The 15,811-nt window shown below is 60.2% G+C and carries 19 protein-coding genes; 9 read left to right on the top strand and 10 right to left on the bottom strand.

Annotated features, from left to right (window positions below; all coding sequences use genetic code 11):
• Positions 1-69 precede the first annotated feature (69 nt).
• Positions 70-303: a hypothetical protein gene (locus tag I6L44_RS03420; RefSeq protein WP_019446771.1), complete on the top strand. Its 234-nt coding sequence runs from the start codon at positions 70-72 to the stop codon at positions 301-303.
• Between the two features lie 171 nt (positions 304-474).
• Here I6L44_RS03420 and I6L44_RS03415 read toward each other — a convergent pair whose 3' ends face one another.
• The gene (locus I6L44_RS03415; protein WP_216953298.1) at positions 475-1,377 is read right to left on the bottom strand and encodes a LysR substrate-binding domain-containing protein; all 903 of its coding nucleotides are present in this window, start codon (positions 1,375-1,377) and stop codon (positions 475-477) included.
• 195 nt (positions 1,378-1,572) lie between these two features.
• Between I6L44_RS03415 and I6L44_RS03410 the strand changes: the two genes are divergently transcribed.
• The 7 genes from I6L44_RS03410 (at position 1,573) to I6L44_RS03380 (ending at position 7,083) form a co-directional block, all read left to right on the top strand.
• The gene (locus I6L44_RS03410; RefSeq protein ID WP_216953297.1) at positions 1,573-1,971 is read left to right on the top strand and encodes a DUF6404 family protein; all 399 of its coding nucleotides are present in this window, start codon (positions 1,573-1,575) and stop codon (positions 1,969-1,971) included.
• The gene (locus I6L44_RS03405; protein ID WP_216953296.1) at positions 1,958-2,224 is read left to right on the top strand and encodes a VOC family protein; all 267 of its coding nucleotides are present in this window, start codon (positions 1,958-1,960) and stop codon (positions 2,222-2,224) included. Before I6L44_RS03410 ends, I6L44_RS03405 begins: the two co-directional genes overlap by 14 nt.
• Before the next feature lie 483 nt (positions 2,225-2,707).
• Complete coding sequence (locus I6L44_RS03400) at positions 2,708-3,010, top strand: hypothetical protein (RefSeq protein ID WP_216953295.1); 303 nt, start codon at positions 2,708-2,710, stop codon at positions 3,008-3,010.
• A 402-nt stretch (positions 3,011-3,412) separates the two neighbouring features.
• Positions 3,413-3,709 (top strand): putative quinol monooxygenase, encoded by a 297-nt coding sequence (locus I6L44_RS03395; RefSeq protein WP_064336428.1) that lies wholly within the window; start codon positions 3,413-3,415, stop codon positions 3,707-3,709.
• A gap of 65 nt (positions 3,710-3,774) precedes the next feature.
• Positions 3,775-4,578, top strand: coding sequence for a 2,5-didehydrogluconate reductase DkgB (gene dkgB / locus I6L44_RS03390; protein ID WP_216953294.1), 804 nt, complete (start codon positions 3,775-3,777; stop codon positions 4,576-4,578).
• A 487-nt stretch (positions 4,579-5,065) separates the two neighbouring features.
• The gene (locus I6L44_RS03385) at positions 5,066-6,244 is read left to right on the top strand and encodes an MFS transporter (RefSeq protein ID WP_201995468.1); all 1,179 of its coding nucleotides are present in this window, start codon (positions 5,066-5,068) and stop codon (positions 6,242-6,244) included.
• A 167-nt stretch (positions 6,245-6,411) separates the two neighbouring features.
• Positions 6,412-7,083 (top strand): NAD(P)H-dependent oxidoreductase, encoded by a 672-nt coding sequence (locus tag I6L44_RS03380; protein WP_216953293.1) that lies wholly within the window; start codon positions 6,412-6,414, stop codon positions 7,081-7,083.
• Between the two features lie 114 nt (positions 7,084-7,197).
• Here the strand turns inward: I6L44_RS03380 and I6L44_RS03375 are convergent, their stop codons facing one another.
• The 8 genes from I6L44_RS03375 to I6L44_RS03340 form a co-directional block, all read right to left on the bottom strand.
• Positions 7,198-7,806, bottom strand: coding sequence for a DoxX family protein (locus I6L44_RS03375; RefSeq protein ID WP_064338242.1), 609 nt, complete (start codon positions 7,804-7,806; stop codon positions 7,198-7,200).
• Positions 7,803-8,597 carry a putative DNA-binding domain-containing protein gene (locus tag I6L44_RS03370; protein WP_216953292.1) on the bottom strand — a complete coding sequence of 265 codons (795 nt, stop codon included), beginning with the start codon at positions 8,595-8,597 and terminating at the stop codon, positions 7,803-7,805. Before I6L44_RS03370 ends, I6L44_RS03375 begins: the two co-directional genes overlap by 4 nt.
• The gene (locus I6L44_RS03365; RefSeq protein ID WP_216953291.1) at positions 8,590-9,447 is read right to left on the bottom strand and encodes a DUF692 domain-containing protein; all 858 of its coding nucleotides are present in this window, start codon (positions 9,445-9,447) and stop codon (positions 8,590-8,592) included. The genes I6L44_RS03370 and I6L44_RS03365 overlap by 8 nt, the downstream gene beginning before the upstream one ends.
• A complete protein-coding gene (locus tag I6L44_RS03360; RefSeq protein ID WP_064338245.1) occupies positions 9,435-9,764 on the bottom strand; it encodes a hypothetical protein in 330 nt (109 codons plus the stop codon). The genes I6L44_RS03365 and I6L44_RS03360 overlap by 13 nt, the downstream gene beginning before the upstream one ends.
• Positions 9,757-10,716, bottom strand: coding sequence for an MBL fold metallo-hydrolase (locus I6L44_RS03355; protein ID WP_216953290.1), 960 nt, complete (start codon positions 10,714-10,716; stop codon positions 9,757-9,759). The genes I6L44_RS03360 and I6L44_RS03355 overlap by 8 nt, the downstream gene beginning before the upstream one ends.
• A 129-nt stretch (positions 10,717-10,845) precedes the next feature.
• Entirely contained in the window at positions 10,846-10,956 is a 111-nt protein-coding gene (cydX, locus tag I6L44_RS03350; protein ID WP_005337572.1) for a cytochrome bd-I oxidase subunit CydX, read from the bottom strand.
• A gap of 16 nt (positions 10,957-10,972) precedes the next feature.
• Positions 10,973-12,112 carry a cytochrome d ubiquinol oxidase subunit II gene (gene cydB / locus I6L44_RS03345; RefSeq protein WP_139462118.1) on the bottom strand — a complete coding sequence of 380 codons (1,140 nt, stop codon included), beginning with the start codon at positions 12,110-12,112 and terminating at the stop codon, positions 10,973-10,975.
• Entirely contained in the window at positions 12,112-13,683 is a 1,572-nt protein-coding gene (locus tag I6L44_RS03340) for a cytochrome ubiquinol oxidase subunit I (protein WP_216953289.1), read from the bottom strand. The genes cydB and I6L44_RS03340 overlap by 1 nt, the downstream gene beginning before the upstream one ends.
• A gap of 122 nt (positions 13,684-13,805) precedes the next feature.
• Here I6L44_RS03340 and I6L44_RS03335 point away from each other — a divergent pair, with 122 nt between their 5' ends.
• Entirely contained in the window at positions 13,806-15,221 is a 1,416-nt protein-coding gene (locus tag I6L44_RS03335) for a PLP-dependent aminotransferase family protein (protein WP_216953288.1), read from the top strand.
• Positions 15,222-15,314: 93 nt separating this feature from the next.
• On the opposite strand, the gene I6L44_RS03330 is transcribed toward I6L44_RS03335, so the two are convergent.
• Positions 15,315-15,773 carry a GNAT family N-acetyltransferase gene (locus tag I6L44_RS03330; RefSeq protein ID WP_216953287.1) on the bottom strand — a complete coding sequence of 153 codons (459 nt, stop codon included), beginning with the start codon at positions 15,771-15,773 and terminating at the stop codon, positions 15,315-15,317.
• Between the last annotated feature and the right edge of the window lie 38 nt (positions 15,774-15,811).

Genomic DNA, 15,811 nt, shown 5'->3' with positions numbered 1-15,811 from the left:
ATAATTAACATGAAAAAATGTGGAACGGCCATTGCTTAGTGATATCAGACTCAACAGAGGGATATCGCCATGAAACCCACCACCAATCAAGCGCCCGTAGCCCACGTCGCCACTCAAAAAGAGACCTTGACCCCCCGCGAAGGCACCTTCCTGATGATGGTGGCCCAACTGGTGGTGCTCACCTGCATCGTACTGGCCGCCACCGTCGGCGGCCTTTCATGGCAGTGGACCCTGCTGCTAGCCATTCCGCCGGTGATCGGCGGCGCCCTGCTCAGCCGGGTATGGGGCAAACTGCCCCGCTAACTGCGCTTCAGCTCACACACCTTCCCGAACCGGCGGCCGACCCTCAAGTCGGCCGTCTGTTTATCTGCCACCTGGCTCATGCTGATGGGCCGCAACGAAGGCGCGGCTTGTTCTTCGCCAAACAAACCGCAGCGACGAACCGTTCAAACAAACCGCACAAACCAACCTGAACTACAGGGTATAGCTGCCCAGCTGCTCTTTGAGAAAATCGAGCCAGACCCGCAGCCGGATATCCCGCTGGGCATCGGAGTAGAAGACCGCATTGATGGGGCGCGAGGCGCCACTGTTGCTGCGGGCCAGCACCTCCACCAGCGCGCCGCTCTCCCGATCCGGCCCGGTCATGAAATCTGACAGACAGACGATCCCCTGCCCCGCCAACGCCAGCTGACGCAAGGTTTCGCCGCTGCTGGCTCGCAGGCTGGGGGTAATGGCAAAGCGATCCCCCTGCTCGGCACTGAGCAGCGGCCAGTGGTTGAGGTGATCGGGATGCAAAAAGCCGAGCAGCTCGTGACCGCTCAGCAGATCCGCCGGTTGGCGCGGGGTGCCGCGCTCGCTCAAATAGCCAGGGGAAGCCAGCAGCCGCAACCGCGAACGGCCCAGTGGCAGTGCGCGCAGTGAGGAGTCGGTCAGCTCGCCGATGCGGATGGCCATGTCCACCCGCCGCTCCATCAGATTGATAAAGCCCTCCGAACTGTGCAGCTGCAACTCGATGGCAGGGTAGCGGCGGCGAAACTCGCCGATGAGCGGCACCAGCCGGTGCAGAATAAAGGGGGTAGCCGCATCGACTCTCAACACCCCTTCGGGTTGTTCCCGGCGCATCAGCAGATGCCCCTCCGCCTCGCTCATCTCGGTCAGGATCTTCACCGCCCGCTGATAGAACCAGCTCCCCTCCTCGGTCAGACTGACCCGGCGGGTGGTGCGATTGAGCAAAACTGTTGAGAGCTTCTCCTCCAGCCGCTTGATGCCACGGCTCACCACCGAGTTATCCATGCCGAGGTTCTCCGCCGCCTGGCGAAAACTACCCGCCTCCACCACCGCCACAAACAGGGTCAGTTCATCAGAATGGGTCTTCATTGCTGTTATCCGGACAAGAGTAATGGGCCTTTATAGGCGCAGCCGCTGTGGATTGGCAAGCGTGCGGTGAGGCCAGTTCTTTTTTTCTACAGAGAAAGAACGTGACCGCGAGCCCACATCATGCCCGCGATTTGTCAGTACAATGCAGCCAGAAAAGCACCGTATGGCACCACTTATTTCACAAGGATGAATACCATGACATTTGAAGAACGGCTGGCCGCCGCCCATCAGGAGCTGGCTAACAAAGGGGTATGGCATGCCAACTACAATCCACCGCTGTGCAGACTGCTGCGCAGGTTCGGTTATCCCGTCAAACCGCCTCACTATGAGGGTTGGCTAACCAACGTTCTGCTATTCGGGGTAGGCATTGGTCTGGTATGGGGCATGGCGATGTGGTTTTTCAGTTGGCACCCCATGGGGATAGATCCGCTGTTTGCCCTGCGCCAAACAGCCCTGTTTGCGGGATTCTGCGGCCTGACCATGGCATCTTGGCTCTGGCTACGGCGCAAGCAGCTTAAACTGACCCCGTGGGAACAACTTGCTGAACCCAGCGATGCTGATGATGAGGGAGACGAACTGCATGAAAGCCCATGAAAAATTGAACTATGTGGAGTTTGCGGCCAGGGATCTCGCCGCGACCAAAGCATTCTTTCAGGCCGTATTTGGCTGGCAGTTTGTCGGTTACGGCCCCGACTACAGCGCCGATATTGAAACGACCCAAGCCAAGGTAAGCCAACACGGTGGCACCATCAATCGCCCACTATTCGACTTCCCCGGTGGACGCCGTTTCCACTTCGTTGAACCCAGCGGCAATGAGTTTGCGGTCTGGTCGGTGCAAGCTAAATAACTGATCCTAATAGTGCTCCATCTTGCCGGAAGCCTTGTGGCGTAAGGCATTTGTGCAATCTGGCGAGAAAGCCTGAAGTGACAAGGCTTAGCGCACGATGCGTGCTCAATGTCACTTGTAGAAGCTGTACGAGTGCAGTGATCTATTATTCGGAACAGCTATTTAGCGCCTGATAATACTGGACGAAGTGAAACAATCTACATCCATATTATTCATAATATCGTTCTCTACTACATATCCGAAAGGTTTATAAAAGAAAACACCGAACCGTTTTTTTGAAAAAAACAGGTGAAGTGTTCATTTCATATTACGTGTTCTTGACTTAATCATGGCATTTAAGACACAGTTCCCAACAAATATTATTACATTCTATTGCAGATGCAGATGGCTGTCAGATTGCATCAAAATTTCAAGGTGTTATTTTGAAGGTAATTACAGTAGAATATCATGCCATCTATATGGCAATTTTATAAAAGGTGTTCTATGAGCCCAGAAGAAATTAATCTTGTAACTGAATCAATCAAGGCTATTGGAAGTAAAGGATCGAACGAATGGATTCCAGTTATTGCAGCCCTTGGCGGTGCAGTTTTGGGTTCGCTCAGTTCAATTATTACTTCTAGCATAATTGAACGTAAAAAAGAGAAAATGTTTTCATTACAAATTACAAGATCTCTGATTACCGAAATATCCGCATTACTTAATTTAATGGAAACAAGAGGGTTTCTTGACAGTATCAATAACGCCATTGCTCATTTAAAAGAAATCCAGATGATACATACATATTAGCCTCCGATATCCCGCCTCATTATTCCAGAGTATATCAAGAAAACTGTAAACATTTGGGCGTGGTAGATCATGAAACATCGAAGCAAATTATTAACTTTCATCATTTAGTAGATGCAATAGTTCAAGATGTTAAGATGGATGGAACATTCAGCAAATCACCTACAATCGAAGCTTATGTAGAAGCACATAAGATCCTGACGCTTGCAATCAGAATAGGTCGAAACTTAGAAACTAAAAAAATAAATTGTTGATTCGTGTAATGAGGTCATTAGCGTATTCCTCTTATATGTCCTGGATTACCCCATTGCTGCTCTCCCCTCAATACTGTTTTGCGACCAGCGCCCTGTTTCCAGCAAGTCACGACAGGCATACTGACCCTTCGTTTTTGCCAAGGAGGTTCAGATGTCATCACCCGTGATTGTGATTGCCCAGCTTGAAGCCAAACCCGAATTCGCCGCCCAGTTTCGCGCCGCCCTTGAGCCGCTGATTGCGGCCACGCTGCAAGAGGCGGGCTGCCAGCGCTATCAGTTGCACCAAGACTTGGACAATCCCCACAGCTGGATGCTCTACGAAGTGTGGGAGAGCGAAGCGGCCCTCACCGCCCATCAGGGCCAACCCCACTTTACCGAATTTGTCGCCAAGGCCGAGCCCTGGTTTGCCAGCAGCACCATTCGCCGCTATCAGCCACTGGGCGCCTGACTGGCCCTAGAGCCTGTTTCTGTTCAGCCCATCAAGGGCCAACCACCACCCCATTGAGGAATAAGATGATCAATATGCCACCCATGGGTCTGGGCACCTTCCGCCTGAAGGGCGAGCCGCTGCTTGCCACCCTGACCAACGGTCTGGAGCTGGGCTATCGCCATATCGATACCGCCCAGATCTATGACAACGAAGCCGAAGTCGGCGCCGTGCTGACCCGCAGCACTGTTGCCCGCCACGAGATCTACCTGACCACCAAGGTGTGGACCAGCGAGTTTGGCCCGGGCAAGGTGCTCCCGAGCCTGGAGGTAAGCCTGGAAAAACTGGGCACTGACTATCTGGATCTGGCGCTGATCCACTGGCCCTCCCCCAAGGATGAGGTGCCGATGGCAGTCTATCTGGAGCAGTTGACCGAGGCCAAGGCCCGGGGCCTGACCCGGGAGATCGGGGTCTCCAACTTCACCGTGGCCCAGCTCAAACAGGCTATCGAGATTTTGGGGCCTGGGGCCATCGCCCACCAGCAGATCGAGGTTCATCCCCTGCTGCAAAACCGCAAGGTGGTCGAGTTCTGCAAAGCTAACGGTATCGCCGTCACCGCCTATATGCCGCTCGCCTATGGCAAGGTGCTGAGCGAGCCGCTGCTGATGGAGATTGGCAAACGCCACGGGGTATCGGCTGCACAGGTGTCGCTGGCCTGGCTGCTGGCGCAGGACATGACAGTGATCCCGAGCTCCACCAAGCGGGAGAATCAGGCTGCCAATCTGGCCGCTCTCGATATCGCCTTGAGCAGCGAGGAGATGGCCGCCATCGCCACGCTGGATCGGGGTGAGCGCTGCGCCAACCCGGACTTTGCACCAGATTGGGATTAAACGGGAAGGGAGACATGGGCTCTCTTGCTTCGACGGCGGATACCGGCAACTCTCACGAGCCTATTGCAACTGCGAACTATCCCCTCTCCCGACGGGAGAAGGGTGCAAATAACGCTCAACGACATTTTTCAGCAAAATCGGGAGGTATCATGCCTCCCGCTTTTTTTGCCCTTTCATCTCACTCGTTGCTCATTCCCCCACGCACAGCAGGTTCAGCCAACCCTGTCTCCTTCCATTACCCCCGCCCCCGTTTCCTCTTTATACCCTACTCGCTCAACACGCTTTGTCTCTGCTTTCCAGTCACTTCGATCTCATCTCTCTTCCCCCCTCTTTGCGGCCACTCTTGTCTCTCCCATTCCCCTCCTACTCATCGCCATTGCTGCTGATTTGGCAAAAGTAATTTGATGTCACCGTCATTTTTGCCAACAAAACCCATCGGCATACTGGCGCCATTCTCCCGTCGGGAGTCCCTAACCAAGGAGTTGTTATGCCACTGGCGTTATTTGCCCTTACCCTGAGTGCCTTTGCGATAGGCACCACCGAATTTGTGATCGTGGGGCTTATCCCCACCATTGCCGAGCAGCTCAATGTCTCGCTTCCCTCGGCGGGCCTTCTGGTCAGCCTCTATGCCCTTGGCGTAGCCATCGGCGCCCCCGTGCTCACAGCGCTGACCGGCAAGGTGCCGCGCAAGTGGCTGCTGGTAGGGCTGATGGCGCTCTTTACCGCCGGCAACCTGCTGGCCTGGCAGGCCCCCGGTTACGAGAGCCTGATTGTGGCCCGCATCCTGACCGGATTGGCGCACGGGGTCTTCTTTTCGGTAGGCAGCACCATCGCCACGGGTCTTGTGGCCAAAGAGAAGGCAGCGAGCGCCATCGCCATCATGTTCAGCGGCCTTACCGTGGCGCTGGTGACAGGCGTACCGCTCGGCACCTGGATTGGTCAGGTCTTTGGCTGGCGTGAAACCTTTCTGGTAGTAAGCCTGCTGGGCCTCATCGCCATGGTGGGTAGCCTGCTGCTGATCCCGGGCAACCTGCCCAAGGGAGCAGCCTCGACCATCCGCGAGCAACTCTCGGTACTGACCAAGAAGCCGCTGCTGCTGGTCTACGCCAAGACCGCCCTCGGTTATGGCGGCGCCTTCACCGCTTTCACCTTCCTCGCCCCCATCCTGCAGCAGGTGAGCGGCTTTAGCGCCGGTGCGGTGAGCCTGATCCTGCTGGTGTACGGGGTATCGGTCGCCATCGGCAATATCTGGGGTGGCAAGCTGGCCGACAAGATGGGTCCCCTGCCGGCGCTCAAGCTGCTGTTTGCCGGTCTGGCGCTGGTGCTGCTGGCCCTCACCTTCACCGCCCCCCATCCGGTGCTGGCCGTGCTGACCGTGCTGGTGTGGGGCGCCTTTGCCTTCGGCAACGTGCCGGGTCTGCAGGTGCTGGTGGTCAAACAGGCCGAGCTGCACACCCCCAAGGCGGTGGATGTGGCCTCCGGCCTCAATATCGCCGCCTTCAACGTTGGCATCGCGCTGGGCTCCGTCGTCGGTGGCCTGGTGGTGGAGCACCTCGGCCTGATGCACACCCCCTGGATCGGCGCCCTTATCGTACTGCTGGCCTACGGACTGACCCATGTCAGCGAGCGCCGCGAAGCCGTCCGGCTCGCCGCCTGTCAGGCATAAGCTGCGCCAGCAGGCGTCACGCAAGGGCGTGGCGCCTGCTGCAATCGGTGCGGCAGGCTTCTATGCTGTGACACAGCGTCAACCCGGCAACTATTTCAGCAACTGTTTCAGTCACTTTTTCAGTAACCAAGCCTGTCACCCTCGCATCATTTGCCACGGAGTCTGTTATGAAGGTGCTTATCGTCTATGCCCATCCCGAACCCAAAAGTTTCAACGGTGCCCTCTTCTGCCACGCCATCAGGGTGCTGGAGCAGGCGGGCCACACAGTGATGACCAGCGATCTCTATGCCATGGGCTTTGATCCCGTCTCGGATCGGCGCAACTTCACTGCCGCCAGCGATCCCGATTTTCTCAAGCTGCAGCTTGAAGAGCTGGCTGCCACCGAGCAGGGCAGCTTTGCCCCGCAGCTGGAGCAGGAAATGCAAAAGCTGGAGGCGGCCGATCTGCTGATCTTCCAGTTCCCGCTCTGGTGGTTTGGCCTGCCCGCCATTCTCAAGGGGTGGGTGGATCGGGTCTTTGCCATGGGGCGAGTCTATGGTCAGGGTCATATCTACGAGAGCGGCAAGTTTCGCGGCAAGCGGGCGCTGCTGAGCCTCACCACCGGCGGCCCCGCCGAGACCTATCTGCCCGACGGCTTCAACGGCGATATCGACGGGGTGCTGCGCCCCATCCAGCGCGGGATCCTGCAATTTGTCGGCTTCGACGTGCTGCGCCCCCATATCTGTTATGCCCCGGTGCGGGTCTCGCAAGAAGAGCGGGAAACCTGGCTCGCCCAGTGGGCCGAGCGCCTTGGCCAGATTGAGCAGGAGTCCCCCATCGCGGTCGGCCGCTACCTGTAACGGCTGACGCAGCTGACACTCTCCCCCCAAAAGCACAAAAACAGCGAGCGGCACCCGGCCGCTCGCTGTTTTTCACGCTCTGTCGTTATGGTTTTTGTTATCCGTTAGCGGGTCTTATGCCGCCTGTTGCACGCCTGCTTTGCCGGTCACGGCACGTTTGAGCCAGTAGTCGAGGCTGACGTAGCGGCCACCGCCGTAAACCAGCAGCACCAGCAGCATCACGAAGTAGGTGGCGGCAAACTCCATCCCGTTGTTGAGCATCACGGGATCCCCGAGCTCGGTGATGTAGTTGTAGCGACCGGGGAAATTCGCCGCCAGCCACTCGATAAAGCCGTTGAGGCGCAAGGTGGCCTCCATACTGCCGGTGGCGATGGCATCCCAGCCGTGCTTCCAGTGCACCATGGCGCTCGCCACGCTCATCAGGAAGATGGTGGGAATGGCCATGATGCGGGTAAAGAGGCCAAGGGCGATGCAGATGCAGCCCAGCACCTCGGTGCCCGCAGCCAGAAAGGCGAGCAGGGTCGGGAACGGCAGGTTGAGCCCCCCTTCCGAGACTGGCGCACCAAACCAGGCGACGGTGCCGGCAAAGCCCATCACCTTGGAGTGGGCCCCCACATAGATGACCGGAATGAGATAGAGACGAATGGCCAGCAGGGCCAGAAAATCGAGCCGCTTGCACTGGGCCACCGCCCGCTCGTACCACTGGATCAGGGTATTGTTCATGGGAATTCTCCTTGGTGTTTGCTAAATGGGTGCAAGGGGGCGCCGGGCTGGCGCTCACCGACGGGCAGGATCAACAGACCCAGCCGGTGAAAATGGCGTGCCCACCCTGTCAGATCAAAATCACGGCGAACCTGTTGCACCTGTTGCTTGAACGCGGCTTGAGTGATCCCCGGCTGCTGTTGCAGCAACTGGATCAGCGCCACATCCCATTCGCGCAACCGCTGGGTCACCACCTGATGCTCCGGGCTGCGAAACAGGCCATAGAAGTGGTTGCCCTGCCGGGTCGGCACCACGCCGCTGCGACGAATGGCGAAGGGGATCTCCAGCAGTTGCAGGGTGGGATTGAGCACAAGCGGACTCTCCGCCGTCACCTCAACCCCCGATATAACTTGCGGCACTACCCCTTCATCAATCTCGACACAGAGGCAGGCCCACTCGTACTCCAGCAGCGCCAGCCGCTGCTTGGGCCAGTTGAGAGAGCCCTCGCCGTGGCGATGCTGCACATAGCGGACAAACTCGATGGCGATATGGTGAAACTCGGGGGCCTCGGCGCCGTGCGCGATGACAAAGCCCTCCACCAGCTGCCACCTATCCACCGGTGCCCAGTGAGCGTGGGTGAGCGGAAAAGCGCTCTCCAGCACCGACTCCACATTGGCGCGCACGCTGCGGGCATAGTGGCTGGCGATGCCATCCTGCGGCAGCCGCACCCGGCTCGCCAGCCAGGCGGTCTGCTGCTGCATTCGCTGCGGCGCCGTTTTAGGCGCAGTGATCAGGGATAACCGTCTATCCATAACGCACCTCCCGCACCTGACGGTCTATCGCCTCGCAACAGGCGCCGTGCACCCGCGCCAGCTCGGCCTCCAGCTCTGCCAGCGGTGGCAGATGGTGATCCCGCTCCAGCAGCAGGGGGCGCAGGCCGTGGGTCTGCACCGTATAACGGGCCAGCGCTACCACCGCCTCACAGACCGGACGACCATGGGTATCCAGCAAGGTGCCATCCGCCTCTTCCAGATGACCGGCGATATGGAAATAGCGGATCGCATTGCTCGGCAGCCCGGCAATCATCCGCTTGGGGCAGTAACCGTGGTTGCGGCTGTTCACAAAGACGTTGTTGATATCGAGCAACAGCTCGCAGCCGCTGCGCGCCACCAGCTCGGCGAGAAAATCCTCCTCCGGCATCTCGTGGTCATAGCCGTGGTAGTAGGAGATATTTTCCAGCACCAGCGGGCGGGCCAGCGCCTCCTGCACCTGCGCGATCCGCTCTGCCAGATAGGGGATGTTCTCCCACTGGCGCGGCACCGGTAGCAGTTCGTAAAGATACCCCTGCTGGTCGCGGGAAAAGCTCAGGTGCTCGCTGTAGATCCCGATGCCGAACTCGTCCAGAAAGGTGCGGATCTGGCTGAGCAGGGTGCGATTGAGGGGCTGGCAATCGCCGAGGGAGAGGCTGAGGCCGTGGGCCACCAGCGGGTAACGCTCGGCCAGCTGGTGCAGTTGCGCCCGCTTGGCGCCGCCGATGGCCATCCAGTTCTCCGGCGCCAGTTCGAGAAAGTCGATGCCGGGGCGGACGGGACCGGAGCAGAGCGCATCCAGATGCTCCTGACGCAGCCCGATCCCCCGACTGCGGGAGCTTATTGGCCGCATACCCCCTCCGTCATCTTGCTGCCGTTGCTGGATCTGTCGCCATCAATCCCCTCGCCCGCCACGCCACACTTGCCATCGCGGGCGCGCACCAGCCGCCCCTGCGGATCACTGTCGAGGGCTTGCTTCTCGAAGCGCTTCTCGGTGCCGCACTTGCCCGCCGCACACTTGCCGCCGTGCTGTTCGCTGGGGGCGGCCTTGACCGGCGCATCGCTCGGGGTGGCCGCCAGCGCCAGCCCCGGTGTCAGGGCAATCAGGCTGGTCATGGCGATGGAGAGGGTCAGTTTGCCGGTGGTTTTGTTGCTGCTTGAGTTACTCATGAGCGGACTCCTTGACTGCTGAAACGGGGTAACTGGAGAGATCGCGGGCGGCCACGATCTGACCGTGGAACTGCTGCTTGACGATGGCCATCGCCTCTTTCTTGTGATTGAGGCCAACCCCCATCCAGTGGTTGAGCACCAGCAGCTTGGGGTTCACCTCGGCCGCAATCTTGGCCACCACCGACGGCTTGGCGTGAAGCGAGGCGGAGACCGGGTCGGCCCCTTCGTGGATGGCGAGCGGCATCACCAGAATGTCGGCCCCCTTGGCAAACGGCACAAAGGCCGGGTTGCTGCCGTTCTGATCCGCAGAGATAACGATGGTCCCCTCGGCGCTCTGGATCCGGTAGGCCAGACAGGGCACGTCACCGTGGGGGATGCCGAGCGCGGTGATGGTCAGCCCATCCTGCTGATAGACGGTGTGAGGCTGCGGGCTCTGGTAGGGCACATCGTGCAAGGTGATGGGGAAGAGGCCATCGGTGCCATCCTTGAAACCGCTCAGGTAGGCATAAGCGCCCTTGTCTTTGTTGAAGAGGGCATCAAAGTAGCCGCTCATGCTGGGGAAGGCCGAACCTGCCTCGGGCCCCGCCAGATCCAGCGGATCGCTGCGCTCGAAGAAGTAGGCCCCCTTGAGCAGGGCGGGCAGGTCGGTCACATGGTCGGTGTGAAAGTGGGTAATGCCGATAAAATCGACCTCTTCGAGCTTGGCCCCCGCCTGACCGAAGCGCAGGTAGACGCCGCCACCGGCATCGATCAGGATGCGGGATTTCCCCTTCCACCAGATCACCTCGCTGGAGGAGGCGCGCTGATCGTCGGAGATGGGGCCGCCGCTACCGAGCACCTGCAGGGTGAAGGTTTTATCCAGTGGCGTCAGTTGTACCGGTTCGGCACAGGCCGGGGCGACGGTGAGCGCGCACCCGATGGACAGCGCCACCGCTTTCAATCTCTGTTTCATCACAATTACCTGTCGGTTGGTTGTCGGTTGAAAGTGTGTCGTTTGTGTCGTTTAAAGAGGGGGAGAGAGGGGCCGATGGCGACGAGTGAACGCCCACCACCGGCCGTGGCGGGGCGCGAGCCCCCGCCGTCAGTTACCGTCCCGTTCGTCCGCCTGCCAGCGCGCTTCCAGCCAGAGCAGGTTGCACAGGCCCAACAGCAGGGCGAATCCGAGGCCCAAAATCCAGGTGAAGTACCACATAGCAGATCCCTTGAGGTCAGTAGAGTTGATGGCTGTCGCGCTTGATGCGGGCACGGTCGAGCTTGCCGCGCACCACCCGATAGACCCAGCCGGTGTAGCCGAGGTTGACCGGCATCAGCACCAGCACGAGGCCGAACATGATGGCCAGGGTCTTGTAGCTGGAGGTGCTGTCCCACAGGGTCAGGCTGCTGACCGCATCGAGGGATGAGGGCAGCACGAAGGGGAACAGGGCGATGGCCACCGAGCAGAGCATGGCGGCGCAGGCGATGGCGCTGGCCAGTAGCGCAATCCGGCCCCGCTCCAGCCAGGAGGCAATCCCGCTCACCAGCGGCGCCAGCGCCCCGATGATCGGCACCAGCCACAGCAGCGGATAGTCAAAGTAGTTGCGCAGCCAGCCTCCGGCGTGGGGGATCACCCCCTTCATCAGCGGGCTGATGGCAGCATTCGGGTCAAAAGGTTGTGTACCGACACCGGTCAGCTGAAACCCTTGCAGATCCACCAGATGCCAGCCGGCCAGCAGGTAGCAGAGGCTCACTAGCGGGGCCAGCAGGATGGCGATCCCCCGAGCCCGCAGCGCAGGGGTGCCGGTGACCTTGGCTTGCAGAAAACCGGCGCCGTGCAGCAGCAGCAGACTGATGGCAGTGGCCAGCACCGAGAGCAACCAGCCCCAGTGGAAGTCGAAGGCGCCATAGTGCAGACGCAGCGCCGTGTCGAAGCGAAACGGCAGCCCTTCCATCACCAGACCGATAGCCGCACCGAGGATGAGCGCCGGTATCAGGCCACCGGCCACCAGTGCCCGATCCCACCAGCGGCGCCACACCGGATCGGCCAGCTTGCTGCGATAGTCAAAGCCGACCGGACGCAAAAATAGCCCGAGCAGCAGCACCACCATGGGGATGTAAAGCCCCGAGAAGGCGGCGGCATAAACCAGCGGCCAGGCGGCGAACAGGGCTCCGGCACCGGCAATCAGCCACACCTGATTGCCCTCCCACACCGGTCCCACGCTGTTGATCACCAGACGGCGGTCGTCGTCATCTTTCGACACCACCGGCAGCAGCATGGCGATGCCGAGATCGAAGCCATCCATCACGATAAAACCGACCATCATGAAGAGCACCAGCGCCCACCAGATGAGTTTCAGGGTTGCGTAATCCATCAGGCGATCCTCGCAAGTTCGGGTTGTTCACCGCTGTAGCGGCCGGTATGGAGAATGGCGGGCCCCTTGCGGATCACATGGCGCAACAGGAACAACTCCACCACCAGCAACAGGGTGTAGATGGAACAGATGGCGATCAGGCTGAACCAGAGTTGGCCCGGCTGGAGCAAAGAGACCGAGGCCGAGACCGGCAGCACATCGCTGATGGTCCAGGGTTGACGGCCGAGTTCGGCCACCAGCCAGCCCGCCTCGATGGCAATCCAGGGCAGCGGAATGCTCCAGAGCAGGGTCTTGAGCAGCCGTGGCGAGTCTTGCAGCCGGTTGCGGCAGAGCTGGACAAAGCTCACCACCATCAGCCCCAGCATGGTGATACCAAGCCCCACCATCACCCGAAAGCCCCAGAACAGCGGCGCCACTGGCGGGATGGAGTCATCGACCGCTTTGGCAATCTCCGCCTCACCGGCCTTGGCGATATTGCTGGCATAGGGGGTGAGCAGCATGCCGTAGCCGAGATCCTTGCCGTGCTGCTCGAAGCGGGCGCGGTTGGCAGGTGTATTAGCGCCCTGCCGGATCTGGTCGAGAGCCTCGACTGCCACCATGCCGCTGCGGATGCGCGCCTCGTTCTGCACCTTGATATCCTTGAGGCCGGTCACCGCCTCGTCGATGGAGCGGGTAGCGATGATCCCCATCAGATACGGGATCTTGATGGCTGCGTGGGTGGTCTCGGCACTCTGATCCGGGAAGCCGAACAGGGTAAAGGAAGCTGGCGCTGGCTCGGTCTCCCACTCCGCCTCGATGGCGGCGAGCTTCACCTTCTGCACCTCGCCGGTGCGATAGCCCGACTCATCCCCGAGCACAATGACCGAGAGGATGGCCGCCAGCCCGAAGCCGGAGGCAATGGCGAAGGAGCGCAGGGCAAACTGCACCTCGGTTTTGCGCAGCAGATACCAGCTGCTCACCCCCATCACGAACATGGAGGCCGCCACATAGCCCGCCGCGACGGTGTGAACGAACTTCACCTGCGCCACCGGGTTGAACAGCACGGCGGCGATATCTACCAGCTCCATGCGCTGGGTCAGCAGGTTGAACTCGGCCCCCACCGGGTTTTGCATCCAGCCGTTGCCGATCAGGATCCAGAGCGCGGAGAGATTGGAGCCGAGCGCCACCAGCATGGTCACCAGCAGGTGCTTGCCGCGGGAGAGCTTGTCCCAACCGAAGAAGAAGAGCCCCACCAGGGTCGATTCGAGGAAGAAGGCCATCAGCCCCTCGATGGCCAGCGGAGTACCGAAGATGTCCCCCACATAGTGGGAGTAGTAAGCCCAGTTGGTGCCGAACTGAAACTCCATGGTGATCCCCGTGGTGACCCCCATGACGAAGTTGATGCCAAACAGTTTGCCCCAGAAGCGGGTGATGTCCTGATAGATCACCTTGCCGGTCATCACATAAGCCGACTCGGCGATCACCAGGATCCAGGACAGCCCCAGCGTGAGGGGCACAAACAGGAAGTGGAACAGGGCCGTGGCGCCAAATTGCAGGCGAGACAGGCTGACCACGTCATCCGGATTGATCATGCGTCACTCTCTTTTGTTGTATTTGCCTTGCACGTTTCGTGCGTGACAAGTACATCACGGAGCATGACACCTATAACAGATGCAGTTATATTGAATTACACCTATAACAGTTGATCCAGATCATGTCTCTTTACCAGCAGTTGGCCGACCGCCTGCAAAGCCAGATCGACGATGGTATCTGGCAACCGGGGGAGCGCATCCCCTCCATTCGCCAGAGCTGCAAGACCCACGGGCTCAGCCCCATGACGGTGCTGCAGGCCTATCAACTGCTGGAGAGTCAGGGGCGGATCCTCGCCCGCCCCCAGTCCGGTTACTACGTCAAAGCCGCCTCACCACAGGTCGTGCAGCACACGCCGAGCCAGACCCACTACAGCGGCTCGGTGGATATCAACGATCTGGTGTTCGAGGTGTTGCAGGCGAGCAAATCGCGGGATCTGGTGCCCCTTGGCATGTCAGTGGCAGACCCGACCCTGTTCCCCCATCCCCAGCTCGGGCGGGCCCTGGCCAGCTGCATGCGCAAGCTCGATCCCTTCAGCACGGTGGCCGACCTGCCCCCCGGCAACGAAGCGCTGCGCCGCGCCATCGCCCAGCGCTACGCCAGCGACGGAGTGGCGGTCAATCCGCAGGAGATCATCATCACCACCGGCGCCATGGAGGCGCTCTCCCTCAGCCTGCAGGTGCTGACCGAGCCCGGTGACTGGGTGGTGGTGGAGTCCCCCACCTTCTATGGCGCCCTGCAGGCCATCGAGCGGCTGAAACTCAAGGCGGTGGAGATCCCGGTGATCCCGGGGGTGGGCATCGATCTGGCGCTATTGGAAGATGCCCTCAGCCAGATGCCGATCAAGGCGTGCTGGCTGATGGGCAATGTACAGCACCCGCTGGGCCACACCATGCCGGATGGTCACAAAGCGCAACTGATGGAACTGCTCAACAGCCACGGGGTGCCGCTGGTGGAGGATGACGTCTATGCGGAGGTCTACTTCGGCCGCGAGCGCCCCAAGCCGATCCGCCACTGGGATCAGCGTGGCGACAGCCTGCTCTGCAGCTCCTTTTCCAAGTGTCTGGCACCGGGCTTTCGGGTCGGCTGGGTAGTGGCGGGGCCCCATGCCGAGCGGGTGCAGCGGCTGCAACTGATGTCCACCCTCTCCACCAATGTACCGAGCCAGCTGGCGCTGGCCGAGATGCTGCGCCAGGGCGGGGTCGATGCCCACTTTCGCCGCCTGCGCCACACCCTGGCCCAGCGCCAGCAGCAGATGCGGGCGGCCCTGCAACGACTGTTGCCGGACGAGGTGCGGATCTCCTCCCCCGATGGCGGCTACTTCCTCTGGCTGGCGCTGCCTGCCCATTTCGACAGCCGCGCCCTGCACGCCAAGGCTCTGGGCAGCGGTTTTTCAGTGGCCCCCGGCGCGCTCTTCTCCAGTCAGGGGCAACACAACCACTGCCTGCGCCTCAACAGCTCCCATCCCTGGAGCGAGCAGCTGGAGCAGGCCCTCACCCGGCTGGCGGAGCTGATTGCCGCGCAGCTCGGTGAAAAGTAACGTGGCAAAGAGCCGTTGGCGAAACGAACAAAGGCCCGCAACGGGCCTTTGTAGTTGGGGAGTGACGCGCCTTGTCTCGCCATCAAAAACTGATCATCTGGCCATGATCTGCGACTGCACCTTGAAGCCCAGCGCCTCGTAGAGGGCTTTGGCGCGCTCGTTGAAGGCCATCACCTCCAGCCGGATTTGCTGAGCATCACGGGCCTTGGCCCACTCATCGCAATGGGCGATCAGCGCCTTGCCAATCCCATGGGAGCGGTGCTGCTCATCCACCACCACGGAGCCGATGCGGCAGATCGGCGCACGGGTGAGAAACGGCACAGAATCATTGATATCGATCCGCGCCGTCAAAAAGCCCACCACCCTGCCATCCTGCTCGGCAACGCAGAACAGACGCCCTTCTGCGGCAATGGCATCGAGCAAAAATGCCCGCTCCTCTGGTGACGGCGGGCAGAACACCTCGGGATAGTGCTGATGGTGGATCTCTCCTATCTGCCGATTCAGCTCGACAATGGCGTCTATATCCAGTGCTGTTGCCTTGCGTATTTCCAACGGTTGCTCCTTGCAAAAATGGTGATGGTCCTGCGCCA

The organism is Aeromonas sp. FDAARGOS 1414 (assembly GCF_019047065.1).
In the GTDB taxonomy this organism is placed as follows: domain Bacteria; phylum Pseudomonadota; class Gammaproteobacteria; order Enterobacterales; family Aeromonadaceae; genus Aeromonas; species Aeromonas veronii_A.
This window is presented reverse-complemented; position numbering and strand designations above follow the sequence as displayed.

Excerpts from the sequence above, each read along its gene's own strand:
- I6L44_RS03420 (WP_019446771.1), top strand. The coding sequence starts at position 70 with ATGAAACCCACCACCAATCAAGCGCCCGTAGCCCACGTCGCCACTCAA.
- I6L44_RS03415 (WP_216953298.1), bottom strand. The coding sequence starts at position 1,377 with ATGAAGACCCATTCTGATGAACTGACCCTGTTTGTGGCGGTGGTGGAG.
- I6L44_RS03410 (WP_216953297.1), top strand. The coding sequence starts at position 1,573 with ATGACATTTGAAGAACGGCTGGCCGCCGCCCATCAGGAGCTGGCTAAC.
- I6L44_RS03405 (WP_216953296.1), top strand. The coding sequence starts at position 1,958 with ATGAAAGCCCATGAAAAATTGAACTATGTGGAGTTTGCGGCCAGGGAT.
- I6L44_RS03400 (WP_216953295.1), top strand. The coding sequence starts at position 2,708 with ATGAGCCCAGAAGAAATTAATCTTGTAACTGAATCAATCAAGGCTATT.
- I6L44_RS03395 (WP_064336428.1), top strand. The coding sequence starts at position 3,413 with ATGTCATCACCCGTGATTGTGATTGCCCAGCTTGAAGCCAAACCCGAA.
- dkgB (WP_216953294.1), top strand. The coding sequence starts at position 3,775 with ATGATCAATATGCCACCCATGGGTCTGGGCACCTTCCGCCTGAAGGGC.
- I6L44_RS03385 (WP_201995468.1), top strand. The coding sequence starts at position 5,066 with ATGCCACTGGCGTTATTTGCCCTTACCCTGAGTGCCTTTGCGATAGGC.
- I6L44_RS03380 (WP_216953293.1), top strand. The coding sequence starts at position 6,412 with ATGAAGGTGCTTATCGTCTATGCCCATCCCGAACCCAAAAGTTTCAAC.
- I6L44_RS03375 (WP_064338242.1), bottom strand. The coding sequence starts at position 7,806 with ATGAACAATACCCTGATCCAGTGGTACGAGCGGGCGGTGGCCCAGTGC.
- I6L44_RS03370 (WP_216953292.1), bottom strand. The coding sequence starts at position 8,597 with ATGGATAGACGGTTATCCCTGATCACTGCGCCTAAAACGGCGCCGCAG.
- I6L44_RS03365 (WP_216953291.1), bottom strand. The coding sequence starts at position 9,447 with ATGCGGCCAATAAGCTCCCGCAGTCGGGGGATCGGGCTGCGTCAGGAG.
- I6L44_RS03360 (WP_064338245.1), bottom strand. The coding sequence starts at position 9,764 with ATGAGTAACTCAAGCAGCAACAAAACCACCGGCAAACTGACCCTCTCC.
- I6L44_RS03355 (WP_216953290.1), bottom strand. The coding sequence starts at position 10,716 with ATGAAACAGAGATTGAAAGCGGTGGCGCTGTCCATCGGGTGCGCGCTC.
- cydX (WP_005337572.1), bottom strand. The coding sequence starts at position 10,956 with ATGTGGTACTTCACCTGGATTTTGGGCCTCGGATTCGCCCTGCTGTTG.
- cydB (WP_139462118.1), bottom strand. The coding sequence starts at position 12,112 with ATGGATTACGCAACCCTGAAACTCATCTGGTGGGCGCTGGTGCTCTTC.
- I6L44_RS03340 (WP_216953289.1), bottom strand. The coding sequence starts at position 13,683 with ATGATCAATCCGGATGACGTGGTCAGCCTGTCTCGCCTGCAATTTGGC.
- I6L44_RS03335 (WP_216953288.1), top strand. The coding sequence starts at position 13,806 with ATGTCTCTTTACCAGCAGTTGGCCGACCGCCTGCAAAGCCAGATCGAC.